Source organism: Blautia sp. 1001283B150304_161114_C9 (genome assembly GCF_015668165.1).
GTDB classification, from domain to species: Bacteria; Bacillota; Clostridia; order Lachnospirales; family Lachnospiraceae; genus Blautia_A; species Blautia_A wexlerae.
In genome coordinates this window covers 1-24,823 of sequence record NZ_JADPGO010000017.1, presented here as the reverse complement: position 1 = coordinate 24,823, position 24,823 = coordinate 1, and the positions used below count along the sequence as shown (strand labels likewise).

Sequence of the window (24,823 nt, the reverse complement as noted above, 5' to 3'; positions counted from 1 at the left end):
TTTTTTCTCTGTTATTATTCAGTCATCAGATCACAGTCTGCAATATCATTCTTCACCATCTGTATTATTATCCCCTGTAGTCTCACTCAGTTCTCTGATCCGTTCATCCAGTGCACTGTATCTCTTCTGCTGTTTTTCATTGCGTATCATCTCTGCAAAGGTCTCCTCGTTTCCCACAACCGTCACACATTTTCTTGCTCTGGTAACTGCGGTATAAAGAAGGTTCCTGTTTAAAAGCATCTGTGGTCCGGAAAGCAATGGAAGTATGACTGCCGGATACTCAGATCCCTGAGACTTGTGGATTGTAATAGCATATGCAAGTTCCAGTTCCTCCAGCTGTTTGAACGAGTACATTGCAAAACGTCCATCCTCAAATTCCACTTCTGCTGTCTCAGCAAATTCATTGATTTCCCTGAGGATTCCGGTGTCTCCGTTAAATACTCCCACGCCTTTCTCAATGACAACCCCATATCGTCCCCGGATTTCCCATTCCATCTGATAATTATTTCTGATCTGCATGACCTTGTCCCCTGTGCGGAACAGCCGGTCTCCAACCGCCCTCTCGGATTTCCCGTCTTCCGGCGGATTCAGGTATCTCTGCAGGATCTGATTCAGCCGCTCTACTCCCAGAAGTCCCTTTCTCATAGGTGTCAGTACCTGTATCTCAAAGGGTTTGGCATCTACATAGCGCGGCAGTTTCTCCTGGATCAGCGCGATCACTACTCTTATAATGATATCTGCATCATATCTCTTCAGAAAAAAGAAATCCCTGCTCTTATTATTGATCTGAACCTGTTCTCCCTTATTTATCTTATGAGCATTTACAACAATATCACTCTCTGATGCCTGTCTGAATATCTTAGTCAGTTCCACTACAGGGAAACATCTGCTTCGGATAATATCTCTCAGCACATTGCCCGGGCCTACACTCGGAAGCTGATTCTCATCCCCCACAAGGATCAGTCTGGTTCCTGCTACCACTGCAAGAAGAAGAGAATGCATCAGATGGATATCCACCATAGACATTTCATCAATAATGATCACATCTGCCTCCAGCGGATTCTGCGCATTCCTCTCGAATTTAGCTGAATGCCCGTCCCTCTCTTCTTCCGGCATTCCATTCAGTTCCAGCAGACGGTGAATTGTCTGCGCCTCATATCCGGTAGTCTCTGTCATTCTCTTTGCAGCACGTCCGGTAGGTGCAGCCAGCCGAATCTCTGCACCTTCTCCTTCAAAAAAGCGGATGATCGCATTGATCGTTGTCGTTTTACCTGTACCGGGGCCTCCTGTAAGAATAAAGAGTCCATGATCCGCTGCTTCAGTGATTGCTTTCTTCTGCATTTCATCCAGAACAGTTCCTGTCTCTTTCTCGATCAGCTCGATTCTGTGCCTGACAAGCTCTTTATCCTCAGGACACACAATATTCAGTTCATTAAGCATCCTGGCAGTGTTCAGTTCCAGATAATAATACTGTGCCGGATAAACGATAGTTTCTCCGCTTTTTTCTTTCAGCACCAGCTTCCTGTCAATAACCATATCCATAAGATGTTTCTCCATATAGGATTCATCCACTCCCAGAAGTCTGGCACATCTTGTAAATAACTGTTCCCTCGGAAGATAAGTATGTCCTTCTCCCGAAGCCTGCAGAAGAGTATACAGCATTCCGCTGCGGATTCTGTAATCTGAGTCTGCGTGAATACCGACTCTGGCAGCAATCTCATCAGCAATCTTAAATCCCACACCGGAAATATCTTCCGCAAGTCTGTAAGGATTCTCCTGAAGGATCGTATAGACAGATTCCTTATATTTCTGATAAATCTTTGCGCCCAGGTTCAGGGAAATCCCATATTTCTGCAGAAAAATCATTACTTTTCGCATCTCTGCCTTCTCACTTACCTGCGCAGCGATCTCCCGGGCTTTTTTCTCACTGATCCCCTTTACCTCTGCAAGCCGCTCCGGCTCTTCTTCTACGATACGGAGTGTGTCATCTCCAAACTTCCGCACGATCCTGGCAGCCAGTGCAGCACCGATTCCCCTGATGGCGCCCGAACCCAGATAACGTTCTATTCCATATGTATCCTCCGGCATCTTCTCTGTAAAAGAACTGATTTGAAACTGTTTGCCATATACCGGATGATGGATATATACTCCGGTTGCTTCAATAGATGCCCCCTGTGTGATCGCAGGGAAACTTCCCACGCAGGTCAGCTCTTCCTCTTTTTTTGTACCTTTCAGTACCATAACTGTATATCCGTTATCTTCATTTCTGAAAATAACATGATCTATGTATCCTGTGACAGTTTCACTCATGTGCTTTTCTCCACACCTCCTGCTTCTTTGAGCCTCTGACAACGCAAAAAGGCACTGCACTGTGCAGTACCTCCTGCTTTATCCGTCAAAACGTGCCATTACCTCTGCATACTTACCGGTTCCCACTGCGACCACGCTCATTGCATCCTGCACAGTCAGTGTACTTACTCCGGTTCTCTGCTCAATCAGTGTATCCATCCCATGAAGAAGGGCACCGCCGCCTGTAAGTACGATTCCTCTGTCTACAATATCCGCAGCCAGTTCCGGCGGTGTCTTTTCCAGAATTCCATGAACAGTCTCCACAATCTGACTTGTAGCATCCTTTAACGCCACACGTATTTCTTCTGAGGTAAGTGTCACTGTCTTCGGCAGACCGGTGATCACATTTCTCCCCTTTACTTCCATTGTTCTCGGATTTGATTCCTCTATAGCCGTACCAATCTGAATTTTGATCTTCTCTGCCATATCTTCTCCGATAAAAAGTCCATGATTCTTTCTCACATAGTTCAGTATAGCCTGATTAAAAGTGTCCCCTGCAACTTTCACAGAAGCGGAAACCACAACCCCCGCAAGAGAGATAACCGCAACATCCGAAGTTCCGGCTCCAATGTCTACGACCAGATTTCCAAAGGGCTTGGTCACATCCACACCGGCTCCGATTGCCGCAGCTATAGGTTCCTCCACCATATAGACATCTCTGGCACCAGCCTGATAGGTTGCTTCCTCCACTGCCTTTTTCTCAATCTCTGTAATTCCACTGGGAACACAGATACTGATCCTGGGCTTGCGGAAAGCTCTTCTTCCTATTGCTCTGGATATAAAGTATTTCAACATCTTCTCTGTAACTGTATAATCAACGATCACGCCCTGTCTGATGGGACGGATGATCTCCATATCTGAAGTAATGCGCCCTTCCATCAGACGGGCTTCTTCACCGATCGCACGTATCTTCTCTGTATTTTTATCATAAACTACGATTGAAGGCTCATTTAGCACAAGCCCCTTTCCTGTAGAATAAGCCAGACTGTTCCTGGTTCCCAGGTCAATTCCAATATCACTTGTCGGCATGGAAATCCCCTTTCTGTTCTTACGTTCTCCTCATCCCCTTCAACTGATCATTACTTTTTACAGTCTCTACCGGGGACTTATCCGGTTTAGTTATAACAACTCCATAAAATAATGCGATCAAAACAGTCCAACAGGGCTTCACATCCTGATAAGCCGGATCAAAATATATTATTTACGAGAATTGCTATAAATAATCTCTTCTATTATATACAACTTCCATTTAAAAAGAAAGTCCTGCAATATGATTTCAAGATTATTTCAGATATTTCTTTACATATTTTCCGGTATAGGAAACCGGTGACTGTGCAACCTCCTCAGGAGTTCCCTGAGCAACTACGGTACCTCCTTTGTCTCCACCCTCCGGTCCGATATCAATGATATAATCTGCGGTCTTAATCACATCCAGATTATGCTCGATCACAACTACTGTATTACCGCCCTCCGATAATCGTTTCAGAATCTCCACCAACTTATGCACATCCGCAAAATGCAGACCTGTGGTAGGCTCATCCAGAATGTAGATAGTCTTACCTGTGCTGCGCTTGCTCAGCTCTGTGGCAAGCTTGATCCTCTGTGCCTCTCCTCCGGAAAGCTCTGTGGACGGCTGTCCCAGCCGGATATAGGAAAGTCCTACATCATAAAGAGTCTGTATCTTTCTTTTAATAGAAGGAACATTCTCAAAAAAAGTCAGTGCTTCCTCCACCGTCATATTCAGCACATCGTAAATATTCTTATCCTTATACTTTACTTCCAGGGTTTCTCTGTTATATCTCTTACCTTTGCAGACCTCGCATGGTACATATACGTCCGGAAGGAAATGCATCTCAATTTTGATAATACCGTCACCGCTGCATGCCTCACATCTTCCGCCCTTTACATTAAAACTGAATCGTCCTTTCTTATATCCTTTTGCCTTGGCATCTGCTGTTGCTGCAAAAAGATCTCTGATCTGGTCAAATACCCCGGTATAAGTCGCAGGATTGGAACGTGGAGTACGGCCAATAGGTGACTGGTCAATATTGATAACCTTATCCAGTTGGTCTGTTCCCAGAATATCCTTATGTTTTCCCGGAATCACTCTTGCCCGGTTCAGATCTCTTGCCAGGCGTTTATAAAGAATCTCATTGATCAGAGAGCTCTTACCTGAGCCCGAAACTCCTGTGATACAGGTCATGATCCCAAGAGGTATCTTCACATCGATATTCTTGAGATTATTCTCTGCCGCCCCCTTGACAGTAAGAAAACCGGTTGGCTTCCGTCTCTCCAAAGGTACCGGAATTTTTAATTTTCCGCTCAGATAAGCTCCTGTGATGGAATCCTCGTTCTTCATCAAATCCTCTGCAGTTCCCATGGCAACCAGTTGTCCGCCATGCTCCCCTGCACCGGGACCTATATCTACAATACAGTCTGCGGCACGCATGGTATCTTCATCATGTTCCACAACGATCAGGCTGTTTCCAAGATCACGCAGTTTCATCAGAGAACCAAGAAGTCTGTCATTATCCCTCTGGTGAAGTCCGATACTCGGTTCATCCAGAATATAGGCAACTCCTACCAGCCCGGAACCAATCTGGGTAGCCAGACGGATTCTCTGCGCCTCGCCGCCGGAAAGAGTTCCTGTCGCACGTCCCAATGAAAGATAATCCAGTCCTACATCTGACAGGAAACTTACCCTTGCCCTGATTTCCTTCAGAATCTGTCTGCCGATAAGCTGCTGCTGCTCGGAGAGCTGCATATCCGCCAGAAAGGCTTTCAGCTTCTCTATGGAAAGATTGGTGACCTCATAAATATTCTTATCCGCCACAGTCACAGCCAGTGATTCCTTCTTCAGTCTCTGACCTTTACAGGTTTTACATGGAGTAATGCGCATGAAAGATTCATACTCCTGCTTCATGGCATCAGAGCCTGTCTCTCTGTAACGCTGCTCCACATTTCGGATCAGCCCCGGAAACGCCACATCGTAAACGCCCTCTCCGCGCTGCCCTTTATAGTAAACCTTTACAGAATGTCCATTAGTTCCGTTGATCAGAATGTCCTGTATCTTCTCCGGATACTCCTCAAAAGGTGTTGCCAGGCTGAAATCATATTCTCTGGCAAGAGCATCCAGGATTGCCCTGGAAAAGCTTCCCTCATTTGTGCAGGACTGCCATCCTGTGACCACAATGGCACCATCCAGGATACTCAGAGATCTATCCGGGATCATCAGATCAATATCAAATTCCATTTTATACCCAAGTCCCAGACAATCCGGGCAGGCACCAAAAGGATTATTGAAAGAAAAGCTTCTCGGTTCGATCTCATCTACACTGATACCACAGTCAGGACAGGAGAAACTCTGGCTGAAATTGTGAATATTTCCATCCATAGTATCTACCATCAGAAGGCCCTCTGCCAGATCCAGCACTGTCTCAATGGAATCTGAGAGTCTTTTCTCAATCCCGGGCTTCACGATCAGACGGTCTACCACAATCTCTATATTATGCTTGATATTCTTGTCCAGACTGATCTCCTCGGAAAGCTCATACAGGTTTCCGTCAATCTGCACACGTACATATCCACTTCTCTTTGCCTGCTCCAGAAGCTTTGCATGAGTTCCCTTGCGCCCCCGCACAACAGGCGCCAGAAGCTGGATCTTCGTTCTCTCCGGAAAAGACATGATACTGTCTACCATCTGGTCAACTGTCTGCTTCTTAATCTCTCTTCCGCACTTCGGACAATGAGGGATTCCCACTCTGGCATACAGAAGTCGGAAATAATCATAGATTTCTGTCACTGTTCCTACTGTGGAACGGGGATTGCGGTTGGTAGATTTCTGATCAATGGAAATGGCCGGCGGCAGACCTTCGATGCTCTCCACATCCGGCTTCTCCATCTGTCCCAGGAACTGTCTTGCATAGGAAGAGAGAGATTCCATATAACGGCGCTGTCCCTCTGCATAGATGGTATCAAAAGCCAGTGAAGATTTACCGGAGCCACTCAGTCCTGTAAATACCACAAACTTGTCTCTGGGAATATCCACACTTAAATTCTTAAGATTATTAACATTGGCACCTCTGATCCTGATAAAGTGCTTCTTCGTTGTATCTGCTGCCATTGTGGGCCTCCTGTTTCTCATTTATAAATAATAACTGTTTCTTACCTTGACAGTTACACCTTTTTCGTATGTTATGATATTCATGGATTGTGCGCAGTTTCGCTGCCCCGCAATCCTCATGGCATCAGTATAATACAGGAACATTTGTTCGTCAAGGCGTTTACGGCAAAAAATCCGCCATAACGGAATTGCTTACATGGATTCCTTCTCTGCTCAGAAAAATCCTTCCGTTTTCTTCCAAAAGCAGTCCCATTGACTTATATTTTCTCAGAACATCCCCGTATATTGCATCTATTTCACTGCCAAACTGCCGCTCAAACTCAGCTTTTGCGATTCCTCTGGTCATACGAAGTCCCAGAAACATGAACTCCGCCATCTCATCCTCTCTGGTGAGGGGCGGCTCTTTTTCTCTTATTTTTTCCGGAGTTCTGCTGTTTTCCAGATATTTTTTCATATCCTGTGTATTGGCAAAACGTTCCTTTCCATAAAGAGAGGAAGCTCCCAGGCCAAACCCCAGATAATCCTGTCGGATCCAATAGCCCACGTTATGCCTGCATTCTCTGCCTTTCTTTGCGTAATTGGAAATCTCATACTGCTCAAAGCCATATTCTCTCAGAATCTGTGCTGTTGCCTCATACATATTGTACTCCGCATCTTCATCCGGCAAATTCAGCGTCCGCGATGCAAAAGGTGTGCCCTCCTCAATGATCAGGCTGTATGCGGAAATATGTTCCGGATCCAGTCCTGCAACAGTGCGAAGATTGTGGATCCATCCTTCATAAGTCTGATCCGGGATTGCACTCATCAGATCAATATTGATATTGTCGAACCCTGCCTCTCTTGCACTTCTGTAAGTCTCCAGAAACTGCTCATAATTGTGGATTCTTCCAAGGATCTTCAGTTCTCTGTCATCCGGCGACTGTAAACCTATGCTCAGGCGGTTGATTCCATATGTTCTGTATGCCTGCAGTTTGTTTCTGTCTGCAGTCCCCGGGTTTACTTCTATGGTAATCTCAGCATGATCCGCAATCTGAAATTTTCGTCTTATATGATTTAAAATTTCTCCTATGAATCTCTCATCCAAAACAGAAGGAGTGCCCCCTCCAATAAATACAGAGGATACACTCCTTCCTTTTCCTTCTTCTGCTGCATTGATTTCTTCAAGCAGAGCATCTACATAATCAGCCTGCTCCTTTGGACCTGACGGACCGGAAAGGAAATCACAGTAATCACATTTTTTTATGCAAAATGGAATGTGGACATAGATTTCCATGGGAGAATCTGTGATATTCCTTCTCTCCATTTTAATCTGCTCCTGTTAGTTTCAAATTGTTGCAATCTATAAATTGCCACCTCTGCTTTACCTTAAAGCAGTAACATTCTGCCCCTATTCCTCAGTATCTGATGTACTGCTGTCCTGCTCATTGTTATCTGATGAGCCGACACTGTTATCTGTACTGCCGGCATCACTTTGGCTGTCTGAACTTTCCGCAGATGAGATACCTGCTGCATCCTGCTCTGCCAGATACGTATTTACCATTGTCAGATTACCATTGGTGGTAACTGCTGCGGAATCTACCTGATCCGGTGCCGGAGTGGGACTTGTCTCTTCCGGTGCAACACTGATCTGGATCACTTTGGAGGACGTTTCATCTGCCTCCCTGGTTTTCCCACATCCGGAGACAGAAATTCCAAGCAATAACATACATAGTATAACTGTTTTTCGCTTAATCATTTTCTTCAATATCTTAACCTTCTGTTGAGATGAACACTATTCACAGGTAGCTGTTCAGTACCTTCACAGTTATGTGGACAGCAGGCTGCCGAATAGTTACATTCATACTTTATTTATCATCCAGTTTCAATACACTCATAAATGCTTTCTGCGGAATCTCCACATTGCCTACCTGACGCATACGTTTCTTACCTTCCTTCTGTTTCTCCAGAAGTTTCTTCTTACGGGAAATATCACCGCCGTAACATTTGGCAAGTACATCCTTACGCATGGCTCTGACTGTCTCTCTGGCAATAATCTTGCTTCCGACAGCTGCCTGGATCGGGATTTCAAAAAGCTGACGTGGAATCTCGTCTTTTAATTTCTCACACATCTTACGGCCTCTCTCATAGGCTGTATCTGCATGCACGATAAAGGAAAGAGCATCCACCTCTTCTTTGTTTACCAAAATATCCAATTTCACAAGCTCACTGCGCTCATATCCGCAGAGCTCGTAATCCAGAGAAGCATAGCCTCTTGAGCGGGATTTGAGGGCATCAAAGAAATCATAGATAATCTCATTTAACGGCAACTTATATTTCAGAAGCGCACGTGTTTCTTCCATATAATCCATTCCCAGATACTGCCCTCTTCGTTCCTGGCAAAGATCCATAATTGCACCGATAAATTCAGTTGTTACCATGATCTCGGCATTTACCATTGGTTCTTCCATGTATTCAATCTCTGACGGGTCCGGCAGATTGCTGGGGTTTGTCAGATTGATAACTTCGCCGTTAGTTTTGTGTACTTTGTAAATAACACCGGGAGCTGTAGTCACAAGATCAAGGTTGTATTCTCTTTCCAGACGCTCCTGAATGATCTCAAGATGGAGCAATCCCAGAAAACCGCATCGGAAACCAAAGCCAAGGGCTACGGATGTCTCCGGTTCATAGAACAGCGAGGCATCATTGAGCTGAAGCTTCTCAAGAGCATCTCTCAGATCACCGTATTTGGCACCGTCTGCCGGATATAATCCGCAGTATACCATAGGGTTTACTTTCTTATAACCCGGAAGTGCTTCTGTACATGGTCTGTTTTTGTCTGTAACTGTATCACCTACACGGGTATCGCCAAGATTTTTGATGCTGGCTGTAATGTAGCCTACCATACCTGCTGTCAGTTCCTCGCATGGGATGAACTGTCCTGCGCCAAAATATCCGACTTCCACAACTTCTGTGGTGAAGCCTGTTGCCATCATATGGATCTGAGTGCCCCTTTTCACACGTCCATCCATAATACGGCAGAATACGATAACGCCTTTGTATGCATCATAAATGGAGTCAAAGATCAGGGCTTTTAATGGTGCATCTACATCCCCATGAGGTGCCGGGATCTTTGTTACGATCTGTTCCAGGACTTCTTCTACATTAAGTCCTGTTTTGGCAGAAATCCTTGGTGCGTCATGGGCTTCAAGGCCGATGACATCTTCGATTTCATTTACCACACGATCCGGTTCTGCACTTGGCAGATCGATTTTGTTGATGACCGGAAGGACATCCAGGTCGTGGTCAAGGGCAAGGTATACATTTGCCAGTGTCTGGGCTTCGATTCCCTGTGCTGCATCTACTACCAGGATTGCACCGTCACAGGCTGCAAGGCTTCGGGATACTTCGTAGTTGAAGTCTACATGGCCGGGGGTGTCGATCAGGTTAAAGATATATTCTTCGCCGTCTTTGGCTTTGTATACGATTCGTACTGCCTGAGATTTGATGGTGATTCCGCGTTCTCTTTCTAGTTCCATGTTGTCCAGTACCTGTGACTGCATTTCACGTTCGGTCAGGGTACCGGTCATTTCGATGATTCGGTCGGCAAGAGTGGATTTGCCGTGGTCTATGTGTGCAATAATACAGAAATTTCTGATTTTGCTCTGGTCTATCATTAAGGAATTCCCTCCTGAGTTCTTTCTTATATACTGTAATTGATGGGTTTGCTAATTCTGTATTATAGCATATGGAGCAAGGGTTTGTCATCTGTTTATCTACAGGGACGCACAGAAACATCCTGGTAATTATTATCTTTGCCGTGCGTCAACACGCCTGCAGGTATCTTCCTTGTCCTTCGCACTCTGCTGAACTGTCTTGATTGCATTATTTTATGGAATTGCTATAGAATTTATCCTTGCAGTACCTTGTCTAAAATGTCGGCAAATGGTTCCATGGCATTTTTTACTTCCTGGACTGTGTTTGTCTGGGCTCCGGCTTCCAGAAGAAGGGAGCGGGGACGGAGGTGGAGATTGTAACGGTAACCTGCAAGGTAAATTCCCCGGTAAAATTGAGGATAGTATTGGGCTGCCTGATATTCCAGCTGGAAGGAAAATGCCAGATTTTGCTGTATGTATGGATTTGGCAGATAATCCAGGGAACCTTTGGATGTCGTATAACTCAGTCCATTGTAAAAAAGGATCTGAGCTGTGGGTTTTCCATTGATCTCTGTTACAAGATGCCGGTCTTCAGGGACGCCGTCCCGGTGAAGGTCTATGATCACCTGGATATCCGGGTTTTCCTGCAGGTAGGGTTCCAGATAATCGCGGGCATAATCATAAGCGGCGCTGCGGTCCAGTTCACCGCCTGCCATGTCAAACTGTTCTTTGAGATGGACTACCTGATAACCGTAGTTTTCTGTGAGAAGCTGTGTCAGATAATCTCCTACTCCTACAATCGTGTCGGATTCTTCCCCTTCTCTGGAATCTGCAAAGGTTTCCTGCGAATGGCTGTGATAGATCAGAATCTGAGGGGTATCGGTTTCTTTGGTAATTTTTAAGTCCTGTTTCAGAAAATCCCCGGCATTAATCTGTACGGCATCTGCTTCTGTGTTGGAATCTACGATATAGAATTGTCCCAGAAGATAATTATAATCTGCCAGTTTTTCGGGGGACAGGTCGATTATTGGATGAGGAACTGCAGCAGCAATGGTTTCTGTGCTGTTCTGAATATTTTGGTCATTCTGCGCTGCTGACTCTTGCGGCTTCTGTGATTTGTCCGTTTCATGATTTTCCGGTGACGCAGTTATCTTTTTCGGTTTAGGTGTCTTGTCTGATTTTTTTGAAGTTTGTTCTGATTCTGATATTTTCGCTGACTCTGATATTTTCGCTGATTTTACTGTTTTCGAAGGAATTGCTGTTTCTTTCGGTACCGGTGTAGATTCTGGTGTCTGTAATTCTTCGGATTCGCTTTTTTCTGCCAGCAATTGTTCGGACTGTGCACGCTCTCCCAGATATTTTCCGTTTTCTCCTGCTATTTTTTTATAGGTTTCAATATCTTCACAGGAACTCATATGAGCTCTTTTTTCCAGAAAGCGGTACAGGGGCAGATGCCTGTACACATTTTCTCCTGTAAAAAATGTCCCCGGCAATACTGCCAGAGTGGCAAAAAAGCACATGCTAAGCAGAATGCAGAACGCTTTCTGAAAGTTTGTCACATGGATCACCTCTTGACTTATCCTATGTCCATGTTTTCCCATTTATACCCGGTTCACACTGGCGGAACAATTTTCCGGTCAGCCGCCTATTTCCTCAAACGCCATGTTCAGTCCTTCTGAGATTGTGAAACTCAGGTATTTTACTGTCTCATCCACATCTTTGGGAGTTACAAACATGGTGTGAAGATGAGGAGATATCATTTCTTCCAGAAATTCTTTCTGTTCTGCCTCTTCCAGCGCTTCCAGAAGGTGTGCCATGGAATCATGGACGATAGTTGCCGCATCTACTACGGTGGGTACTCCGATCCCGATCACTTTTACCTGCAGATTTTCTTCTGTAAGCCCCACTCTGTGATTGCCTACACCGGAACCCGGGTTGATTCCTGTGTCTGTGATCTGGATCGTACGGTTCAGGCGTCTGGTGCTTCTTGCTGCCAGTGCATCAATGGCGACCACTACATCCGGTTTTGTCTCTGCCACGATTCCCTGTATGATCTCAGACGTCTCCATGCCTGTCTGTGCCATTACTCCCGGGATAATTCCGCTGATACGGTGCATTTTTTCTTTTCCAAGACTCTGCAGGCCATACTCTCTTATCATATGTCTCGTTATATGAAGGTTCTCTACCACATGAGGCCCCAGGGAATCGGCTGTGATCGCTGAATTTCCCAGACCTACTACCAGAATGGACTGCTCACGTTCCAGATTGATCACATTCTGTAAATGACGGGCGATTTCCAGGGAAATTTCTCTGTGATAATCCTCATCATGTACAGAAAGCCCCGGTGCTTCTATTGTAATATAGCTTCCCTGAGGCCGTCCCATTGTCCGGGCACCGTTTTCTGTGGTGATCTTTACCACAGTGGTACGGATATCTTTCTCTTCATTATAATCTTCGTGGATCTCCACTCCCCGGATTTCTACGTTTTCCTCTGTAAACCGCTCAGTTGTCTCCAGTGCCAGGTCCGTTCTTATTCCGTAATTATCCAGCATCTCTTTTCCCTCCGTACTTCATTCAATATTTGTTACTGTTTACTCCGTTCTTATAACAACTTTTTATATCTATTTTTAGCTTTTTTTATGGAAATATGTATTGACAAGGAAGAGTATTTGAGATAATATATATAAGCATGTTCATAGGAGCGCCCGTGTCTGTTTCTATGACAGGAGTATAATAATATTTTATCGAATTAAATTGGAGGTGTACGAATTGGCTAACATTAAATCTGCTAAGAAAAGAATTTTAGTAAACAGAACAAAAGCAGCAAGAAACAAAGCAATCAAATCTGCAGTTAAAACTTCTGTGAAGAAAGTTGAAGCAGCAGTAGCAAATAAAGATAAGGCAGCTGCAGAAGTAGCATTCAAGGATGCTGTTTCCACAATCAGCAAAGCTACATCCAAAGGTGTTTATCATAAAAACAACTGTGCAAGAAAAGTTGCCCGTTTAGCTAAAGCTGTTAACAGCATTGACTAATTATAGATTGAATTTTTAATTATAAGCTTATGATTAAAAAGGACAGCCATCACCGTCATGTGGCTGTCTTTTTTGTTATTATCTTTTGTAACTGCCAGAATATCCGGCAGTTACCGTTTTTCTTATTTTACTTTACTGCTGTACTTAATGATCAGTAATTCTACGCTCAGCTTATCTTCCAGTCGTCCTGTTTTTACTGATTCTTCCGCATCCACAAAATCTTTTACTGCCTGTTCCAGTTCAGATATGGTGTAAGCTCTGGCACATGTTGTAATGTTTCTCACAACAAATCCGGGAACTCCCAGTTTCGAAGCTATTTCTGTCTGTGCAAGTCCTGCTGCTGCAAACTGTTTTGCCAACAGCAGCTGGCGATACTGCTTCGCAAGAAGAAACAGGATTCTCATCGGCGGTTCTTTCAATGTCAGCAGATCATAATAAAGTTCCAGTGCACGCTTCTGGTTTTTCTCCGTTACCGCACGCACCATATCAAAAATTCTATTGGTTGTCTGGGTAGTGCAGATTTCTTCAATATCCTCTGCCGTCACCACATCCCTGCCTTCTGTATAACTGATAAGCTTCTCCATCTCCATCCTGAGATTCCCCATATCAGTTCCTGTTTTGGTCAGCAGAAGTTCCATGTCTCTCTGGGTGATCTTTTTTCCGGCTTTCCCCAGGATCCCTGCTGCCCAGCGCATCAGAGTTTTTTCATCCTGTCTGATAAATTCCGCAATACTTCCGCAGGCTTTTACTGCTTTGTACATGCGGTTTCTCTTGTCTACTTCCGTTTCTGCAAAAACCAGATACAGATAGTCCGGCAGCTCTTTCATATAATCTGCCAGTTCTTCACACTTATTTTTGAAAAAACCTGTATCTTCCAGCAAAACAACTCTGCGCTCTGCGAAAAATGGCATGGTTTCACAGAGATCAATCAACTGTTTTACATCAATCCCCTTGCCTTCATAGTGATTGAAGTTCATAGTATCCCCATCCGGATTCAGTGCCTTTACCAGATTCTGTTTATACTGTTGTTTCAGATATGCTTCCTCTCCATAGAGAAGATACACCTGTTTAAAATTTCCTGATTTAATGTCTGCCTGTATGTTTTTCAATTTTCTACTCCTGAGGCTGTTTTGTCTGTAACTGTTCAGCAATCTGTTGTTCTATTCACAGATACCAAGATATCAGACTGCAGAGCAGTTACTTTGTTACTGTTCTCAGTAACGTTACTTTTATTGTATCAATTCCATGACATAATAGCCAGCAGAAAATTTCAAATTATTATTCAGCCGCCCAGCTCCACCATTCTGTGAATGCATCTTCCGGCGCCTTCCATGATATTCTCCGGAAGGAAGATTTCTTCCCCGCCCTGTCCTTTCAGGCAGTTGTAGATGTCCATTAAGGTGGTAACCTTCATATTCATGCATGTAAGCTGTACTGCAACCGGGTAAAATTTCTTATCAGGACATTCAAACTGGAGATGCTCTACAATGCTGTTTTCTGTTCCGATGATAAATTCTTTATGTTCGGATTTCTTTGCAAATTCCATGATTCCTGTAGTGGAGCCTACATAATCAGCCTGCTCTACTACTTCCTGACGGCATTCCGGGTGTACCAGGAAAAGTGCATCCGAATGCGCTGCGCGGGCTTTTTCTACATCTTTTGCACTGACCACGATATGTCTCGGACATCCGCCTTTATAAAATGCAAAAGTTTTCTCCGGAAGCTTTTCCGCCACATAATGTCCCAGGTTCGGATCCGGAATAAATAAAATCTTATCCTGCTCCAGCTTTTTACAGATTTCAACTGCTGATGAGGATGTAACGCATACGTCACATTCTGTTTTCAGTTCTGAAGTTGTATTAATATAGGCGACAACTGCATAATCCGGATACTGTGCTTTTAATTCACGCAGACCTTCCAGATCCAACTGCTCTGCCATGGGACATCCGGCTACAGGATTAGCAAGCCATACTCTCTTCTTCGGGCTTAAAATCTTGCAGGTTTCTGCCATAAAACGCACGCCGCACATAATCACACCGCTGCAGTCTCTTTTGGACGCCTGTACACTCAGGCCATAGGAATCTCCTGTATAGTCTGCTACTTCCAGAATCTCCTGACCCTGATATGCGTGTGCAAGAATACAGATATCCTGTTCTTTTTTCATTCGCAGGATTTCCTGCTGAATTTCTGCTATTGTCATCTTCTGAATCCCTTCTTACTTATATATTATGATGTTTTTCCTTTTCCCATGGCTGAAGTGGTGCAAGGAAACCTGCTTTCTTTAACTGTTCTCCGATCAGATCCAGCCTTTCCTGGCTGGATGCTTCTATCAGATGATAATGATACCCGGAAGTAGCACTGCTTAATACGCTGGAATGGCTGCTATTGATCGCCTGGACAAATTCATTCACATCCTGTCTGGAACGAATATCCATCTCTGCAGTGACACGGCCATAAACCCTGTGGCTGATGCTGATATTTTTCACTCGCCCGCCACAGTCCACGATCAGATTCAGTTCCTCCGCTGCCTGTTCCTGCCCATGGCGTACTTTAAATTCTCTGGTGCATGCAATATCTTTATCCTGCTGCAACACATATCCTCTGGTCGTTGACAGGATTCCCGGTGTAGATGCACGTATCACAGCCATATCCTGCACGATCACCTGTCTGCTTACTCCGAACTGTGATGCCATCGCCCTGGCAGCCACAGGTTTTTCTTCCTGCTGAAGGAGCTTTAAAATTTCAGTTCTTCTCTGAGCAGTATTCATACTTTCCCATCCTTTCTCCACGATATAATCCTATAGCAAATTATCCGCTGCAAAACAGCTTCGCTGCCATGTTATTATATTGCATGAAGATTCTTCATGGAAATGTCAAGGATTGGAGCAGAATGTGTCAGTGCACCGCTGGAAACAAAATCCACACCTGTTTCCAGGATTTTGGCGATATTTTCCTTTGTGATATTTCCGGAGCATTCTGTCTGTGCCCGGCCTGCGATAAGCTCTACTGCTTCTTTCATCATTTCCGGTGTCATATTGTCAAGCATAATGATATCTGCTCCTGCCTCTACTGCTTCTTTTACCTGTTCCATAGTCTCTACTTCAATCTCGATCTTACGGACAAATGGTGCATATTCTTTTGCCATGGCCACTGCTTTCGCTACGCTTCCGGCTGCTCCGATATGATTATCCTTAAGCAGTACTCCGTCAGAAAGATTATATCTGTGGTTGCATCCGCCGCCTATGCGTACAGCATATTTTTCAAAAACACGACAGTTCGGAGTTGTCTTTCTGGTGTCCAGAAGTGTTACCTTACTTCCTTCCAGAAGCTTTGAAACCTGTTTTGTATAAGTAGCGATACCACTCATTCTCTGGAGATAATTCAGGGCAACTCTCTCTCCGGAAAGAAGCACCCGGATATCTCCTGTTACTGTTCCAAGAAGATCGCCCTTCTTTACTGCATCACCGTCTTTAAAGTTGAAACTGATCTCTGTTTTCTCATCCAGGATCTGGAATACTCTCGCATATACATCCAGTCCGGCAATGATTCCGTCTTCCTTTGCGATCAGATCTACGGTTCCTTTTACTGCGCTTCGCATCACTGCATTCGTGGAAACATCCTCACTGGTAATGTCCTCCTGAAGTGCCATACGGATCAGCTTGTCTGCCTGCATTTTCATTGTGATACTATTCATGACTTTTTTTCATCCTTTCAATTTCTTTTAATACGGTTTCGTGGCAGGCATTAAGCAGTTCTTCTTTGCTTTCATACATATTCATATCAATTTCATCTGCCCGCACATATTCCGGTATCTGTCCAAATATCATATCATCTGCAGCCTTTCTTGCAAAGACCAGAGATTCCAGAAGAGAATTACTTGCCAGACGGTTTCTTCCATGGACACCATTACAGCTTGTCTCTCCACAGGCATAAAGTCCCTTCATGGAAGTTTTGCTTCCCAGATTTACCTTGATTCCACCCATAAAATAATGCTGTGCCGGAACAACCGGGATTGGCTCTTTTCTCGGATCAAAACCTTCTTCCACGCATTGTTCATAAATATGAGGAAAATGTTCCAGAATTGTTTTTTCTCCCAGAGGGCGCATATCTTCCCATACAAACTCTGTTCCATCCTTTTCCATCTGGGCAAAAATCTTCTGGCTCAGCAGATCTCTCGGCTGTAATTCGTTTGTAAAACGCTGTCCGTTCTTATCATACAGAAGAGCACCTTCTCCTCTGACTGATTCTGAAACCAGGAAACGCCGTCCGGGTTTCTTTGAATAGAGAGTTGTCGGATGAATCTGGATATAGTCCAGATTTTCCATTTCCACATGGTGCTTCATGGCAATTCCCACACCATCTCCCGCAATATGCGAAAAGTTGGTAGAGTTTTTAAAAAGCCCGCCGATTCCGCCGCAGGCAAGAACCACATACTGAGAATAAACAGGAAATGCCTGGTCATTCCGGTCCATTGCAATGATTCCGCAGACTGTATTGTCTTTGGAGATCAGGTCTACCATAGTCATATATTCACAGATTTCAATATTTTCTTTTATTTTTGCAGCAGTTAAAAGAGTCTGTGTGATTTCTTTTCCTGTAATATCCTCATGAAAAAGAATCCTTGGCTGGGAATGTGCTCCCTCTCTGGTAAATGCCAGATTTCCCAGGCCATCCCTTGCAAAATCCACATGATAACGCAGAAGATCTCTGATAATATCATTGGAGCTGCGGATCATCAGATCTACTGCCCGTTTATTATTCTCATAATGTCCTGCCCGCATGGTATCTTCAAAATAATTTTCATAGTCATCTTCGCCGCGCAGCATACAGATTCCGCCCTGTGCCAGGAATGAATCTGACTGGTCTGCCTCCTGCTTGGTGATAAGCAGGATTTTCATTTTCTCCGGAAGGTTCAGTGCACAGTACAGTCCGGCTGCCCCTGTTCCCACAATAATGACATCATAATGTTCTTTCATCTTTCTTTCCTCACATCATGCCTGATTTTCGTTTGTCTGTGCAATTATACTCCCCGGATATACAGGTGTCAAGACACCTGTATATAATTATGACAACATTGTTTGCTTTGAGTTACTGTGAACGTAACCACTTTGAAAATCCTACTGCTTATTGCTTTTCACATCTCCACAGGGGTCTTACTTGATTCGGTTAAAGGCAGAAACAGATTTTCCATTGACTATTGTAACCGCCCCACAGTCTCTGGTGATCAGCACTCTGCTTCCACTCTTCTTCAGCCGTTCCAGCGTATCCGGCGACGGATGCCCGTATGTGTTTGTTGCAGAACAGGAAACAACAGCCAGTTCCGGTCTGACGATTTCCAGAAACTCTGCTCCTGTAGAATATCTGGAACCGTGATGAGCAGTTTTCAGGAAGTCCACATCTTCAAGACACCCATTCTGTATCAGTTTTTCTTCTGTCACCATCCCGATATCTCCGGTAAAAAGCCCTTTGAAATCTTTGCTTATCATTTCCAGAACCATCGCATCTTCATTTACTTCCTTCCCTGATGCTGTGGACTCCGGCCACAGAACCTTCAGTCTGACAGTTCCATATCTGATCTCATCTCCTGCTTTCATAGTAAGCACCCGGACTCCCGCTGACTCTGCCAGCTCTGTCAGCTCCCGATAATTTTTATTCTCCTGAATATCGCTCCATTTGGGCAGGATCAGATTCTCTATGCGCAGAGAAGTCAGATCTTTCTCAACAAACTCCAGAAGTTCCCGCACCCCGCTGATATGATCTTCATCTGTGTGAGAAACATAAATTCCGTCCAGTCTGGAAATCCCTCTGCTCTTCAAGTATGGGAGCAGCTGATATTTTCCCAGTTCATTCTTATTCGTACTGCCCCCGTCGATCAGGATATTCCATCTGTTTTCTATTTCCACCACAATTCCGTCTCCCTGTCCCACATCCAGACAGGCGATGCGGAAATTTTCATGCGGTCTGTAACTGATCAGCAGAATTGCAAAGCATACCATACCTGCATATACAGCCCGGATTTTCCACGCAAAGATCTTACCATTTTCACTTTTCATCACACCCGCTCTGTACATCCACACCGCTGCTGCCAGAAGCAGATAATATCCAACGATCTGCCACACTTCCGGCTTTCCGCCAATCCATGTACAAAACGAGAGTCGCCCCAGCAGCACTGTCAGGAACTCATATCCTCTCAGAATAATCCTGCCCGGAACAACAGCCAGAAACGCTCCTCTGACAGTGACTAATCCAAGTAATGCACCGGCAGTTCCGCTTCCCAGTACAATCCCCACAGTAGGAAGCACCAGCAGATTCAGAAAAATCCCCATCACCGACACTTCTCCGTAAAACCACAGCACTATGGGAAGTGTGGTAAGCTGCACAACTCCGGATGCCAGAAATGACATCAGAAGTTTATTTCTGATTTTTCCCTTCTCATTAACCTCACTTCGTTTTTTCCGGTTTAATACATCCATCCCCTCCTGTACTAACGGCCAGACACAGCCAATCCCAATCACCGATCCAAAAGACAGCAGAAAACCTCCATCAAGCAGATACGCCGGATTTTCCATAAGGATCAGGATCGCCGCAGCCGCCATTCCTGTAGGCATATCATAAATCCGTCCTGCGATCTTTGCACCTACAGAAAGTAAAAACATACATACTGCCCGCATAGTTGAAACAGTCCCTCCGGTCATCATCCCATACTGAAGCATGATCACCAGCGCCAGCAGGCCTGCCGGCCAGATACCCAGACCGATTTTTTTCAGCAGATTATACAGTCCCATTCCAAGAAGACTGATATGGAGCCCCGAAATCGCCAGGATATGTATAATTCCTGCCATCTGATAACGCATTTTCAACTCCGGATCCAGATTTGTTTTATCTCCCAGCACGATTGCTTCAAATGCTCCAGCTTCCATTCCACAGGTCTTCTCCAGAATACCTGCAAATTTCTGCTGCACATCGATCAAGAACTGCCCATATGCAGAATGACTCTGCGACTGTTTCTTTATCTTTCCTTTCTTCATCACATAGTAGATCCTCTGGCAGCCATAGTATGCTTTGCTGTCAAACTCTCCCGGATTCGTGGGACTTTGCACCTCTTCCAGTTTTCCGGACACCAGAACAAGACTTCCTGCCAGAAGTTTATCAACATCACTGTTACCGCTATGATTCTTTTTTTGTTTTAAATAAACCTTTATATTATCAATGGAAACTTTTTCAGAATTGTAAATAAGATAAGTATTTCTAAGATATACAGATTGAAAATCTTCATTCTCCCGGCACCTGACCACCTCCCCGCAGATGGTGGATTCCGGATGCTTACTGATCCATGTCTGAACAGACTGTGGCAGTGGATTCCCCCTTATCAGGGAAAATCCCAGCCAGTCTGTCACACACAGAAAAACAACCAGAAGCATGCACAGGATACACACAGGGCGTCTCCTCACTTTTGTGCCTCCTCTTCGTTTATGAATGTCACTCTTTTTCCTTGACTACCAGCTTATCATTTCTTTCATAAAAATGATACAGCTCCATCTTCTTACCAAAGGTATCCAGCCTGTCCTTCCCGCCGACCGTAATCTGCACTTTGTCTGCATCCAGCGCATCCAGCAGCGAATTTACCACAGAATATACCGGTATTTTCTCCGATACATCCAGCGCATAGGAAGAAAATACTCCGTCAAATGCCACATAGCAGATCCTGTCTGCTATGGTCACATTCAGAACCTCCGTATTCTCCGGAATTGTGGGGTAATGCCCTTTTTCCAGCGGTCCCTTCATTAACTGTTCCAGAACGATCCTCTCTTTGGGGATACTGCGTTTATACCGCACAGTACGCTGTTCTTTTACCAGCTTCTGACCACTCTTATCAGTAAAATAAAGCGTAAAGGTATTGCTGCAATAGGCATCCGGTTCAGTTCCTGTGAACTCGGCAAAGGTATCTGCAGTCATATTTCCCACAGCCTGTCCCCTGGAATCTGTCAGATCTTCATTTTCTATTGTAAAACGCACAGAATTAATCCCCGGAACCTGAAGGAAAGTCTTCACAACACCTGCCCGCACAAGTAATTCCCTGGCGCGGCTCATGCTGCTGTACTGACTGTTAAAGTTGACCACCAGCACGTCCTCTTCTACACTGTAATTCATCTGTACTCCTTCAGGAAGCAGACTGACCCGGTTCTGCGAATCTGTCTGCTGGCTGTTCATCCGCTGCATCATATCCTTAAGCATATAGTCTGCAGTTGTCTCCTCCGGAGAGTAGCTTTTCTTCTGAAGCTGAGTTTCATCAGAGCTGATATCGTACAGATAATATTTGGCATCCTGTTTACCCGGATCTTCATGTATCTCCACAGAACACCCGGCCGCAAGGATGCTTAGTATTAACGCTGTTATAATGATTGAAAGTTTCTTTTTCACAATGGCACCTCCTATGACGGTATATAAGACAGAGGAATACGCACAGAGAATGTAGTTCCCTCTCCTTCTTTACTGAATACTTTGATCGTTCCATGGTGCATTGCAACAGAACTCTTGGTGATCGCCAGTCCCAGACCGGTTCCCCCGATTTCCTTGGAATGGGACTTGTCCACACGATAGAAACGCTCAAAGATTCTTTCTATACTGTCCTCAGGGATTCCCATACCGGAATCTGCCACTGTTATATAGAAATATTTATGGTCTGCATCCAGTGACACGCGCACCCATCCATCATCCACATTATATTTAATGCCATTCTCCACCAGATTGCTGACAGCAAGAGTAAACTTCACCTCATCTACATCTGCATCCACAGGTCGGAAGCAATCCAGGATCAGATCGATATTGCGCCTGTCTGCAATGGGACGCAAGCGCTTGAGGATATCCTCCAGAAGCTGATTGATATCCATATGGGTGATGTTTACATCTGCTGCTTTCTTATCCATCTTTACCAGCGAGAGCAGATCTGTAATGATCTTATTCTCTCTGTCGATCTCAGCAGTAATATCACTCATAAACTCCTGATACAGTTCCTCCGGGACTCCCTGCTGTCCAACCAGAGAATCTGCCAGAACCTTCATGGAAGTCAGGGGTGTCTTCAGTTCATGGGACACATTGGATACAAACTCCTGCCTGGATTCATCAAGAATTTTCATGCGGTTGACCATCTTGTTGAATGCATCTGTGATCAGCTCTGTCTCCGTATAGTCAGGAACACTGATTTCTTCATCCAGCATGCCATCTGTCAGGTCTTCAATGGCCTTCGTCACTCTTGCAAGTGGTTTTACAAGTATTGTAGAGAGCAGCCATGCCAGAAATACCGAAAGAACAACAATACTTCCAATCAGCATCACGCCTCTCTGTTCCATCTCTGCCAGTGTTTCCGCAATATCAACAGCCGAAACACTTACCAGCATCACGCCCTGAAGCTGCTGCACATCCGGACTCTGTACAGGAACTGCAAGCTCCAATACTTTACTTCTGGCGTCATAATTGCTTGTCTCTTCTCCTTTCAGACAGGCTACAGCCAGTGAACTGAGAAGCGTCTTTCCCTCCTCTGTGTGGAAGGTATCACTCACTATCTTAAAATCTCTGTCAGCCAGCAGGATGCGTCCGTTATACACATTGGAAAACAGTTCCAGCTTGCTGTTTACAATCTCTGAATCTGTATCATTGAGATAATTCTCCCTGATGATCAGATTACATAAAATATCGCACTGATCACCCACTGTCTCTGTAAGCATTGCAACCGCCCGGTTCTGATAGTTATGAAGCATCGTATATGTTACAATAACCCCCGGCACGATTCCCAGAATGATCAGGATGACCAGAATACGAAAACGCAGACTTCTGAAAAAATTTTTTCTTTTTTTCACCTTTTCAACTCCGTTCTCTTCTGTCATGCAGTTTGATGCATGCTTTCTGTCTGTTCGTAAAACAGTCATTGTTTATCGAATCCTTATCATCTTATCACAGAAAAATGGGCTTTTCTACATCTTAGTGAAAAGTAATTTATTTTTTGTAGCAATCAATGCGCAACACCACTTTGCAACTTTATAAATGATATCCCTGATAACAAATTAATTTTTTCAAAGCATGATATTATAGCAATTCCATAAATTACTGCAAACAATCCAGTCCATCATAGCGTGAAGTCCTGCGTCAGATATCTTTGCCGTGCGTCAGCACGCCTGCAGATATCTTCCTTGTCCTTCACACTCTGCTGAACTGTCTTGATTGCATTATTTTATGAAATTGCTATAGTTCTTTTATGCTACATATGTATTCTCTCTCATATGTACAGCAATTGCCGTCCAACTGTTTTTGCCACAAATTCCATCAGCTAACTGATTCGTATTTTTCTGAAATGTACGAAGCGCATTTTCTGTTTCTGTTCCGAAAATACCATCTGTCTGCACCTGTAAAAATACCTGCAGCATCTTTACAGCTGTACCCGTACATCCCCTGGATAATTCAGGAAGGATGACTCTCAGTTCTTCTGTCAGTGTTATTTTCTTCCCACCTGAAGGTGAATTCTCTTTTTCCTTTCCCTGAATCAGCTTTTTAAAACGGTTCCAGTCATTTTTTGCACGGATAGCGGAAGGACAGTTTTTGGCGCATACATCATAGTGCTGTACTACTCTGTCTGCCGGAATATTCAATTCCGACATAAGCTGTCTGCACACCTCTGCTGTATTTGCAAATGCCTTATCATAATCAAAACCGGCCTGCACACACATTTCAATTCCTACAGAATTACGGTTATTCACTGTTCCAAATAATCTTCCTCCATAATTCACCCCTACATGCCATGCGCCTCTGCTATATGGCATTGCCTGATATGCTGATTTATCATCCACATACACATGAGCTGAATATCCATCAAAATTCCCATGATACTGTGCCATTGCATGAGCCCTGGCATCTGCACCTGTGCTGTAATTGTCCGTATTGTGGATTACAATATATCTTGGTATTTGTCCCGAATAACTGTTTCTTTCTGATATATACTGCTGATTTATATTCATAATCTGCTCCTTTCTGCTGAAATCATATATCTTTTCTAAGTCTGTTTTTCTATCGTATTTTGTGAATGTCGTTTCAGTACATCAATTGCCTGGCAAATGCTTTCCGGAAGAGGCAGACCCATCAGTCCCGCATTCTCTATGATAGAAAGACCTTCATTTGCAATAAATCCAATGCATACCGCATCTCTCAGATATTCTGTCCCCATCAATGCATCCAGACGGGCAGCAATGAGAACATACAACAATGTCATGCCTTTTCTGCACAAACCTTTCCATCCAGCTCTGCTTTCCAGTGCACCATTTTCAGATTTCGGACTTTTTCCAAATACTGCCGGAAGAAGGATTCCTCCTGTAAACCAGTCGATTGCCATAAACAAAAGCAATGTCTGCAGGAATTTATCCCAGCCTCCAAAACACACTGCCAGAGTACTTCCGGCAAGACCAATTAATGTAATTATTCTGTATTTCATAGTTTTTCACCTCTTTTTTCGTGACATACTCCCGCCACTTAAATCTTACAGATTTTGAAGTGGGGGCTTCCTGCTCGATTGCCCTTCAGGGCAAAGCTAAAACAGGCTATCCCCGCGTGTCCCGCGGTTCTTTTTTATCCGGTTACGGATCTTTTCTGTGCTATTATGCACATTTTTTATATATTCTTTTTCCTTCTTTCAGAATAT

Annotated in this window: 19 protein-coding genes; 1 reads left to right on the top strand and 18 read right to left on the bottom strand. The window is 44.3% G+C overall.

From position 1 onward, the window contains the following. Positions 1-45 precede the first annotated feature (45 nt). The 8 genes from recD2 to gpr all read right to left on the bottom strand — a co-directional run bounded on the left by recD2 (position 46) and on the right by gpr (position 12,656). A complete protein-coding gene (gene recD2, locus I4V44_RS10165) occupies positions 46-2,310 on the bottom strand; it encodes an SF1B family DNA helicase RecD2 (RefSeq protein WP_025578507.1) in 2,265 nt (754 codons plus the stop codon). Positions 2,311-2,388: 78 nt separating this feature from the next. Continuing rightward, positions 2,389-3,378, bottom strand: coding sequence for a rod shape-determining protein (locus I4V44_RS10160; protein WP_008706145.1), 990 nt, complete (start codon positions 3,376-3,378; stop codon positions 2,389-2,391). Between the two features lie 253 nt (positions 3,379-3,631). After that, positions 3,632-6,472, bottom strand: a complete 2,841-nt coding sequence (uvrA, locus tag I4V44_RS10155; protein ID WP_022380114.1) for an excinuclease ABC subunit UvrA — start codon at positions 6,470-6,472, stop codon at positions 3,632-3,634. 160 nt (positions 6,473-6,632) lie between these two features. Next, on the bottom strand, positions 6,633-7,775 hold the full coding sequence (hemW, locus tag I4V44_RS10150) for a radical SAM family heme chaperone HemW (RefSeq protein ID WP_118566970.1): 1,143 nt from the start codon (positions 7,773-7,775) through the stop codon (positions 6,633-6,635). 84 nt (positions 7,776-7,859) lie between these two features. Next, positions 7,860-8,216: a hypothetical protein gene (locus tag I4V44_RS10145; protein ID WP_147419738.1), complete on the bottom strand. Its 357-nt coding sequence runs from the start codon at positions 8,214-8,216 to the stop codon at positions 7,860-7,862. A 100-nt stretch (positions 8,217-8,316) separates the two neighbouring features. Continuing rightward, positions 8,317-10,125 (bottom strand): translation elongation factor 4, encoded by a 1,809-nt coding sequence (gene lepA / locus I4V44_RS10140; RefSeq protein WP_118670137.1) that lies wholly within the window; start codon positions 10,123-10,125, stop codon positions 8,317-8,319. Between the two features lie 233 nt (positions 10,126-10,358). After that, a complete protein-coding gene (locus I4V44_RS10135; protein WP_243102712.1) occupies positions 10,359-11,663 on the bottom strand; it encodes a stage II sporulation protein P in 1,305 nt (434 codons plus the stop codon). A gap of 78 nt (positions 11,664-11,741) precedes the next feature. After that, positions 11,742-12,656, bottom strand: a complete 915-nt coding sequence (gene gpr, locus I4V44_RS10130) for a GPR endopeptidase (RefSeq protein WP_118670138.1) — start codon at positions 12,654-12,656, stop codon at positions 11,742-11,744. Between the two features lie 217 nt (positions 12,657-12,873). Here gpr and rpsT point away from each other — a divergent pair, with 217 nt between their 5' ends. Continuing rightward, positions 12,874-13,137, top strand: a complete 264-nt coding sequence (gene rpsT / locus I4V44_RS10125) for a 30S ribosomal protein S20 (protein ID WP_173704305.1) — start codon at positions 12,874-12,876, stop codon at positions 13,135-13,137. A gap of 122 nt (positions 13,138-13,259) precedes the next feature. On the opposite strand, the gene holA is transcribed toward rpsT, so the two are convergent. The 10 genes from holA to I4V44_RS10075 all read right to left on the bottom strand — a co-directional run bounded on the left by holA (position 13,260) and on the right by I4V44_RS10075 (position 24,616). Then, positions 13,260-14,246: a DNA polymerase III subunit delta gene (holA, locus tag I4V44_RS10120; RefSeq protein WP_008706160.1), complete on the bottom strand. Its 987-nt coding sequence runs from the start codon at positions 14,244-14,246 to the stop codon at positions 13,260-13,262. 173 nt (positions 14,247-14,419) lie between these two features. Beyond that, positions 14,420-15,337 (bottom strand): quinolinate synthase NadA, encoded by a 918-nt coding sequence (nadA, locus tag I4V44_RS10115; RefSeq protein WP_055057603.1) that lies wholly within the window; start codon positions 15,335-15,337, stop codon positions 14,420-14,422. A 19-nt stretch (positions 15,338-15,356) separates the two neighbouring features. Beyond that, positions 15,357-15,905, bottom strand: coding sequence for a transcription repressor NadR (locus I4V44_RS10110; protein WP_022380106.1), 549 nt, complete (start codon positions 15,903-15,905; stop codon positions 15,357-15,359). Between the two features lie 74 nt (positions 15,906-15,979). Continuing rightward, positions 15,980-16,831, bottom strand: coding sequence for a carboxylating nicotinate-nucleotide diphosphorylase (gene nadC, locus I4V44_RS10105; protein ID WP_055053023.1), 852 nt, complete (start codon positions 16,829-16,831; stop codon positions 15,980-15,982). Continuing rightward, on the bottom strand, positions 16,824-18,113 hold the full coding sequence (locus I4V44_RS10100; protein WP_118587385.1) for an L-aspartate oxidase: 1,290 nt from the start codon (positions 18,111-18,113) through the stop codon (positions 16,824-16,826). Before I4V44_RS10100 ends, nadC begins: the two co-directional genes overlap by 8 nt. 177 nt (positions 18,114-18,290) lie before the next feature. Next, positions 18,291-20,588: a DNA internalization-related competence protein ComEC/Rec2 gene (locus tag I4V44_RS10095; protein WP_196002676.1), complete on the bottom strand. Its 2,298-nt coding sequence runs from the start codon at positions 20,586-20,588 to the stop codon at positions 18,291-18,293. 28 nt (positions 20,589-20,616) lie between these two features. Then, complete coding sequence (locus I4V44_RS10090) at positions 20,617-21,558, bottom strand: GerMN domain-containing protein (RefSeq protein ID WP_118670141.1); 942 nt, start codon at positions 21,556-21,558, stop codon at positions 20,617-20,619. Positions 21,559-21,569: 11 nt separating this feature from the next. Further along, entirely contained in the window at positions 21,570-23,021 is a 1,452-nt protein-coding gene (locus I4V44_RS10085) for a sensor histidine kinase (RefSeq protein WP_118670145.1), read from the bottom strand. 366 nt (positions 23,022-23,387) lie between these two features. Then, on the bottom strand, positions 23,388-24,146 hold the full coding sequence (locus tag I4V44_RS10080) for a peptidoglycan recognition protein family protein (RefSeq protein ID WP_118670142.1): 759 nt from the start codon (positions 24,144-24,146) through the stop codon (positions 23,388-23,390). Between the two features lie 35 nt (positions 24,147-24,181). Beyond that, positions 24,182-24,616: a phage holin family protein gene (locus I4V44_RS10075; protein WP_020993500.1), complete on the bottom strand. Its 435-nt coding sequence runs from the start codon at positions 24,614-24,616 to the stop codon at positions 24,182-24,184. Positions 24,617-24,823 lie beyond the last annotated feature (207 nt).

Excerpts from the sequence above, each read along its gene's own strand:
- recD2 (WP_025578507.1), bottom strand. The coding sequence starts at position 2,310 with ATGAGTGAAACTGTCACAGGATACATAGATCATGTTATTTTCAGAAAT.
- I4V44_RS10160 (WP_008706145.1), bottom strand. The coding sequence starts at position 3,378 with ATGCCGACAAGTGATATTGGAATTGACCTGGGAACCAGGAACAGTCTG.
- uvrA (WP_022380114.1), bottom strand. The coding sequence starts at position 6,472 with ATGGCAGCAGATACAACGAAGAAGCACTTTATCAGGATCAGAGGTGCC.
- hemW (WP_118566970.1), bottom strand. The coding sequence starts at position 7,775 with ATGGAGAGAAGGAATATCACAGATTCTCCCATGGAAATCTATGTCCAC.
- lepA (WP_118670137.1), bottom strand. The coding sequence starts at position 10,125 with ATGATAGACCAGAGCAAAATCAGAAATTTCTGTATTATTGCACACATA.
- gpr (WP_118670138.1), bottom strand. The coding sequence starts at position 12,656 with ATGCTGGATAATTACGGAATAAGAACGGACCTGGCACTGGAGACAACT.
- nadA (WP_055057603.1), bottom strand. The coding sequence starts at position 15,337 with ATGACAATAGCAGAAATTCAGCAGGAAATCCTGCGAATGAAAAAAGAA.
- I4V44_RS10110 (WP_022380106.1), bottom strand. The coding sequence starts at position 15,905 with ATGAATACTGCTCAGAGAAGAACTGAAATTTTAAAGCTCCTTCAGCAG.
- nadC (WP_055053023.1), bottom strand. The coding sequence starts at position 16,831 with ATGAATAGTATCACAATGAAAATGCAGGCAGACAAGCTGATCCGTATG.
- I4V44_RS10100 (WP_118587385.1), bottom strand. The coding sequence starts at position 18,113 with ATGAAAGAACATTATGATGTCATTATTGTGGGAACAGGGGCAGCCGGA.
- I4V44_RS10085 (WP_118670145.1), bottom strand. The coding sequence starts at position 23,021 with ATGACAGAAGAGAACGGAGTTGAAAAGGTGAAAAAAAGAAAAAATTTT.
- I4V44_RS10080 (WP_118670142.1), bottom strand. The coding sequence starts at position 24,146 with ATGAATATAAATCAGCAGTATATATCAGAAAGAAACAGTTATTCGGGA.
- I4V44_RS10075 (WP_020993500.1), bottom strand. The coding sequence starts at position 24,616 with ATGAAATACAGAATAATTACATTAATTGGTCTTGCCGGAAGTACTCTG.